Genomic DNA, 6281 nt, shown 5'->3' with positions numbered 1-6281 from the left:
CATGTTTAATAAAAAGTAACATTATTATTATCTTGGTTTATTTTAATGTAATTTATAAAAAAGTAACTTTTGTTTTTGTTGATAATAATTAAGGTTAATGATCTAGATTTATATCTTGATTATTATTGGCGGTAGTAAGGGTTACAGCTATGAACATCTATCCTTCCTACTTTTCCTGTTTATTCATAAGCAATTGATTTTATTCAATTAAAAATAGGAAGTGTGAAATAAACCTTTAAAATTACATCAAAATATAACTAAAGAAATCATTATGGTGAAAAATTAGTCATTTGATTTTCATAACTAGTAAGACTTTCATCACGTAAAAGGTTTACTATTTAAAATATAGGTTTACATAAATACGGTTAACATGTATAAATTGTGTAAACCTAGCCGAGGGAGAAAAACATGTCACTACATGAGCAGATGCAAGCTTGCATCAGCGAAGCAAACAACTGGATGTCTGATAGAGCCAAAAAAAAATTCGGAGATGATTCACCAGCAGCACGTATTTTAAAACGTAGATTTGGCATAAATGAAGCCGCAGAGTTAGCTGGTGTAACACGTCAATCCATAGTTAAGGCTGAAAAAGAAGGCAGGTTACCAACTCCTGAATACAAAGACACAAAGGCAAATAGACCTGTACGTAAGGGCTTTACTCTGGCCCAAATCGAAAACATGAGGGAAGTGTTTGGAACTAGGCCACACAGACCAGAAGACATGGAAGCTGTTGTTCTATCCATTCCTGGTGGTAAAGGTGGGTGTTGGAAAACCTCTACTGCAGCCCATTTAGCGCAATGGCTATCATTGAAAGGATATAGAGTTTGGTGCATTGATATCGATCCCCAAGCTCATCTTTCAATGTATTTCGGGTATCACCCAGAAATAAACACCACTGCAGAAGATACTGTTCTCGACTACATGCTAGGTGACAAAGATGACCTATCATATTGCGTAAGAGAAACAGCTTGGCCAAATCTTCACATAACGCCTAGCCATCTACAACTTCAACGCCTTGAACGTGAAATGCCAGAGGCCGAGCTAGAACACCAATTACACCAAATGCTTCAAGCTGGGATTGATGGTTTAAAAGACCATTACGATATCGTCATTGTGGATGGACATCCAGATTTGGGTATTGGCACAACCAACATGATATGTGCTAGTGACATAACCTTAATTGCGACTTCAACTGAAGTAAACGACATTAACTCGACATGCCAGTTAATGGGCCTAATATCAGATATTTATGCTCCAAATGGTGTTGAATGTACACATGAACCAATTGTACGAGTACTACCTACAAAACTAGGTGGAAGCAATACATCAAGCAATCAAAACCTGCTGGATATGCGCCAGTTCTGGGGAGGGCTTCCAATACTCAACGGTTGCTACCACACCGATGAAGTAGGAAAAGGTCAGCGCCGTATGGCAACAATATATGAACAAGCTGATTCAAGTGAGCGTTCAACACCCGCAGCTTGGAAAAGAGCTACTGATATTTTTGATGCAACTTTCAACGAAATTCTAAACGACTTAATAAAGCCACTATGGGCTGAGGAATGACCATGCGCAATGATATAGATATTAAAGCAAAACCAACTAGCGTCTCAGTTCAAGCTGTAAAACGGCAGAAAAAAGGCAAGCTAAGCGCTGGTGATACCATGACCAAACATGTCCTTAGCGCAGAAGTAACATTCAAGCTAGTTGAAATCGCTCCAGAACATATAGAGAAACGCACTATGGTTTTTCTTGAGAATGAACGAGACCAGGAACTGCTAGATGTGTTTGCTATTTCCGACATTGCAGATTCATACCAAGAGCATGGCCAAGAGTTCCCTGCTATAGGCCGAGAGGTAGCAGGTGTCATCGAAATTGCAGAAGGAAGCCGACGTCGCTTTAGCTCAATACATTTTAAGAAACCTTATTTCATCTGGGTTGGTGGTTTAAATGATAACCAAATGAGACACCTATCAGATGTAGGTAACCAGTATAAAGGCGTATCAGCATACGAAAAGGGATCGAGGTATAGAAAAATATTGGCTCGCTGCGGCAATCAAGAGAAAGCGGCTGAAGAGCTGAAACTATCACGCAGAATGCTAATGAAGTACATCAATACAGCCAAACTACCCAAGCTTTTTATTCAGTGTTTTGCTTCTCCAAACGATCTCAGTGTTAACGAAGGTGAACGTCTATATAAGCTTATGGATAAAGCTAATCAGCAGAAAAAAGAGCGATTGGAAGATGAAATGCAAAGCTGGTGGATAGAAAAAGAAGAGAGAAAGTACTCTGCGGAAGATTTGGTGACCATGTTCGCTAATGTGTTGGCTGAAACTAAATCAGATAAAGTAAAACCAAGAGAATTAGCAATGGGGGCCACTGTAACAATGAAGAATGGCAATGCCACCATCAAGATACCGAAGATTTCGGATGATTCTAGGAAGAAGATAGAAGAGTTTATTGAGCAAACGTTATCAAAAGAAGCTTTGGATAACTGCTGATAAAACAAAACCCCCTGCTGTAACAGGGGGTCGAGACACAACAACATAAACCTTAGCCGGGAGAACGTCATTATGTCGAATCATGACTATAGCACCATTCGTTCGCAAAAAGTAGCGGACATCATTCACTTACCTGCACATCTAGTTATTGACTGGTTAAAGACGCAGCGTGGCTTCATGGGCGAAGCCATTGCCAAAGCCTGTTACCAAGAGCTAGCTAGGAGGCAATGATGTTCGGTGACGCCATTAAAGATGCAATTTGGATAATACTCATCACATCTGTCGTACTAGCTATAACAACACTTTGATCGATGTATGTAGTTCAAGGCACTCTAGAGTGCCTTGTGTATTTTACCTAAGATACGCTGGCTCAAGCTTACTCGACTGCTTTCTCTCTCTATAGAGATACAACCCAGCTAAAGCAGGCAAAGCAGCCAGAGATGCATACAAGCCGACATATTGAGTACCAAAGGACGAGACATATTGAACAATTAGAGGACTTAGTCCACCAAAAGTGGCTGAAGAAATATTATAACCAAGACCTAGATCAACTGTACTTCCAAAAGATACAGAAAATAATACACCTGCTAAATTACTAAGTATCATTGCTGATATGAACGTAATTGAGGCTAACGCGAACCAATGCAAAGCAACAGAGTCACTTTTTACAATGAAATAGTAAAGAGGATACTGGAACAATAGCGCCAACAATAACCCCAATCGAAAGCTATTCTTTGGATTACTGATTTTATCTGTCAAAAATCCTACAATAATCATGAATACAAATAGCATCACCGTATTGATAATACCAAAGTGTTCTAAATGTAATGATTTAGCAATAATCCCACTAGAGAATGAAGGAATAAAGAAAGCTACTGAACCTGATGCCGTAATTAAAAACATTCTAAAAATTGAATGGGCATCATAATTTTTTGGTCGTGTGTTTTGGGATGACTCTACTTCTTCAGAAAGCTTCATTCTAAACCAAAAACTAATGCCAATATTAACGACTCCGATAAAAAGCGGTATTCTCCAGCCAAACTCCTGCATTTGTGCTTTGGAAAGGTATGATTGAAGCACAAAGACAACTAGAAATGACAAGATCACTCCGATTAACGAGCTAGCAACAATCAGGCTACTGACGATACCAGACTCTTTACTGCTGGTATTTCTGTGCAAGTATTGAGTGATTGTAGGGAACTCTCCAGCAAAGCTAAATGATTGAATCATTTGCAATAATAAGAATATAACTGCTACCGACTCTCCTAAGCTACTGACAGGCAAACATGCCATTGTTAACGCAGATAAGCCCGTTAATGTACTCGTTAAAATCAGTGCATTTTTTTTACCTTTAGCATCAGCAATCTTCCCCACTACAATAGCACCGAAAGGCCTAATTAAAAATCGCAGTGCAAAAATACCCCAGACAATATAGGTCGAATCATTCAATCCACTTTTCTCTAAGATATGAGATAGATATGGCATAATTGCAGCAAATACAGCAATGTCATAATATTCAAGTGCGTTGCCAGAAACAACACCTAGCTTTTCTTTCCAACTTAACATTTTAATTTCTCTATATTTATTGAAAAATATCACTAAACATGTGCATTAAGAGGATATTTCAATGTGTTTATTGCACAAGACAAAGTAATTCCATAAAAGTTGAGCGCATCATGTACAGAGGATAATGGGGAGCCTTTGCACCCTAATTTCTCCTTGATATTATTTATTCTCTTCTTTTCTGCTTCATAGGTACAACTATGGTACCAGGATATCTCTTTAGGTGATCTAAGTTGAAGAAGAAGCCTAATGGTTTCCATTTCTTTTTTTGTAAATCTTATATCACCAAACCTATAATATTTTCCTTCAATGTCACTATCGCTTGTTACTAAAAGTTCACCGGATGGAGTGTTTGGAACTTGTATTTTTTCTAATCCATGCTCTTTTGATATTATATGTAGCAAGTTACTAACTTTAGGTTTTGCTCTTATTATTTCACTTATTTCAAATCTTGAATTTCTATTCTTCATCCCTATTGAAAATATTTCTATAAAATTGCCATGTCGGGTAGCAAAATCAACCTTTAACTGGGAATTGGTTTTTTCAAAAACCAATCTACTATGTTCATTATCCAGTTCGTCCCAGTATCTCAGGCCCGGCTCACACCTCTTCCCAATTTTTTTATATAGACCCATCCCCCAGTAGTCAACGTGCCAACGGTAGTCACTACAAAGAGAGTCTATTTTATTAGTTTCCAAGCATAAGCTACTAACAGCCACATGATTAACATTAAAACTGCTGACATGTTTTTTAAAAGTATTACAAGCTAACTCAACTCTTGCACTTTGGATATCCATTTTAAAGCCTCGATAATTATTATATTTACATAGCCATTGATTATTTTCATCAAAAAACATTCTCATATAGGGTACCCATTTTAGGAACCTTTTTATTTTTCATATGTGACATAAAATGAACTATGAATCAGGTTCACATAATTGAATGGCATTGATTAATATAAAAAAACAGCGAGGTTATCTTTCATTAATTGAGATTTCTATTACTTAAAGTTATTGGAAAAACTTTAAAAAAACAAAAATGATATTAAGGTGTTTATTTTAATGTATGGATGTTAGTTATATCCGTGGAGAGTAGTTATGGAAGGTAAGCATGTTATTGGAGAAGCGAAAATCTTAATGAATGCCTTACAACCCGGTTTGGTTCTTGATGAGGATATCGTTGAAAGTGCAACCAACACATTGATTGCACTGATAGAGATGGCAATAGAGAAGACGGTTAAAGAGGAATAGTTGCTGTTACATGAAGTCGGTAAGTTGAGCTATAAGACCATCTAGAGATAACTTTGTCACAAGAATACGAACCCTGAGAGTGTTCTGGCCAAGTAGAATCTAATTGTATTAGCCCTTCAGCAACAACAAAAGGATCACCCTCCATATCTATACGTAAGGTTCGACCTTTTCTGTCATTTTCTCTTAGTGACGACTCTGCAGCAGAGTTAGCTTCGCTTTGACTAGCAAAAACATCAGACAGTTTTTTAAATGGCTTACTACCTTTCCGTACCTCTTCTTCAGCTCCATTGTTGACATTTTTCCAGCGAGCAATAACCCCTTTAAATCGAGTTTTACTCGGATTGTCTGTAGCCGCATTAACGAATCCTATTTCGGAAGGGGTGTTTATATTGGGAACAGAGATGGTTTTTACAGGAATATTTTGACCCGTAATCGTTTTGACCTTGCCTCTTCGCGCTAACACGTAGAGGCCATCTACGGGCTTTGAAACCGCATCATATTTTCTAGCAAGACGACGAAGAAAAGCAGTATCGGTTTCATCTGTTTGGCTAATGTGGTCTATTTCAATCCCTTCGAGTTCTGGATCGACTCTAGGAGAAAATCCATGAGGCGTTACCAGTTCTCGAAAAATACTACCTAAGCTGACATTCTCCCAACTATTGGAACGCCTTTCTTTGATTCCTGTAGGATCGCTAATTTTGAATGGGACCGCAGTCGCAATCACTGTAACTTGAGGAGGAAATAACTGAGGAATAACTCTTGTGATAGTAAAAAGACCCTTGTCGACTTCCTTGCCTTTATATCCTTCAAACCAACGAATTTCAGCATCGGCTTTAGGAACACCATCAATATCAGCCGTACAGATTACTAGCTTTAATGTGTCTGATTTATTGCCTGGTGCATCTTGTCGTTCAAAAGACATAAGATTAGCATTAATGATAGCTTCTCCCGGCCCTGATATATAACA

7 protein-coding genes are annotated in these 6281 nt (G+C 38.0%); 4 read left to right on the top strand and 3 right to left on the bottom strand.

Annotated elements, in window-relative coordinates; translation table 11 throughout:
• Positions 1 to 408: 408 nt before the first annotated feature.
• The 3 genes from M9194_RS19845 (at position 409) to M9194_RS19835 (ending at position 2732) form a co-directional block, all read left to right on the top strand.
• Complete coding sequence (locus M9194_RS19845) at positions 409 to 1566, top strand: AAA family ATPase (RefSeq protein WP_250614441.1); 1158 nt, start codon at positions 409 to 411, stop codon at positions 1564 to 1566.
• 2 nt (positions 1567 to 1568) lie between these two features.
• On the top strand, positions 1569 to 2501 hold the full coding sequence (locus M9194_RS19840; protein WP_250614440.1) for a ParB/RepB/Spo0J family partition protein: 933 nt from the start codon (positions 1569 to 1571) through the stop codon (positions 2499 to 2501).
• Between the two features lie 72 nt (positions 2502 to 2573).
• Positions 2574 to 2732: a hypothetical protein gene (locus M9194_RS19835; RefSeq protein ID WP_250614439.1), complete on the top strand. Its 159-nt coding sequence runs from the start codon at positions 2574 to 2576 to the stop codon at positions 2730 to 2732.
• Positions 2733 to 2852: 120 nt separating this feature from the next.
• Here M9194_RS19835 and M9194_RS19830 read toward each other — a convergent pair whose 3' ends face one another.
• The gene (locus M9194_RS19830; protein ID WP_250614438.1) at positions 2853 to 4067 is read right to left on the bottom strand and encodes an MFS transporter; all 1215 of its coding nucleotides are present in this window, start codon (positions 4065 to 4067) and stop codon (positions 2853 to 2855) included.
• A 32-nt stretch (positions 4068 to 4099) separates the two neighbouring features.
• Entirely contained in the window at positions 4100 to 4927 is an 828-nt protein-coding gene (locus M9194_RS19825; RefSeq protein ID WP_250614437.1) for a hypothetical protein, read from the bottom strand.
• A gap of 234 nt (positions 4928 to 5161) precedes the next feature.
• Between M9194_RS19825 and M9194_RS19820 the strand changes: the two genes are divergently transcribed.
• Complete coding sequence (locus M9194_RS19820) at positions 5162 to 5314, top strand: hypothetical protein (RefSeq protein WP_250614436.1); 153 nt, start codon at positions 5162 to 5164, stop codon at positions 5312 to 5314.
• On the opposite strand, the gene M9194_RS19815 is transcribed toward M9194_RS19820, so the two are convergent.
• On the bottom strand, positions 5301 to 6236 hold the full coding sequence (locus M9194_RS19815; protein ID WP_250614435.1) for a phage late control D family protein: 936 nt from the start codon (positions 6234 to 6236) through the stop codon (positions 5301 to 5303). The genes M9194_RS19820 and M9194_RS19815 overlap by 14 nt on opposite strands.
• Positions 6237 to 6281: the final 45 nt, after the last annotated feature.

The organism is Vibrio sinus (assembly GCF_023634645.1).
Lineage (GTDB): Bacteria > Pseudomonadota > Gammaproteobacteria > Enterobacterales > Vibrionaceae > Vibrio > Vibrio sinus.
Note: the sequence above shows the minus strand (reverse complement) of the source record. Positions and strands in the feature narration are given on the sequence as shown.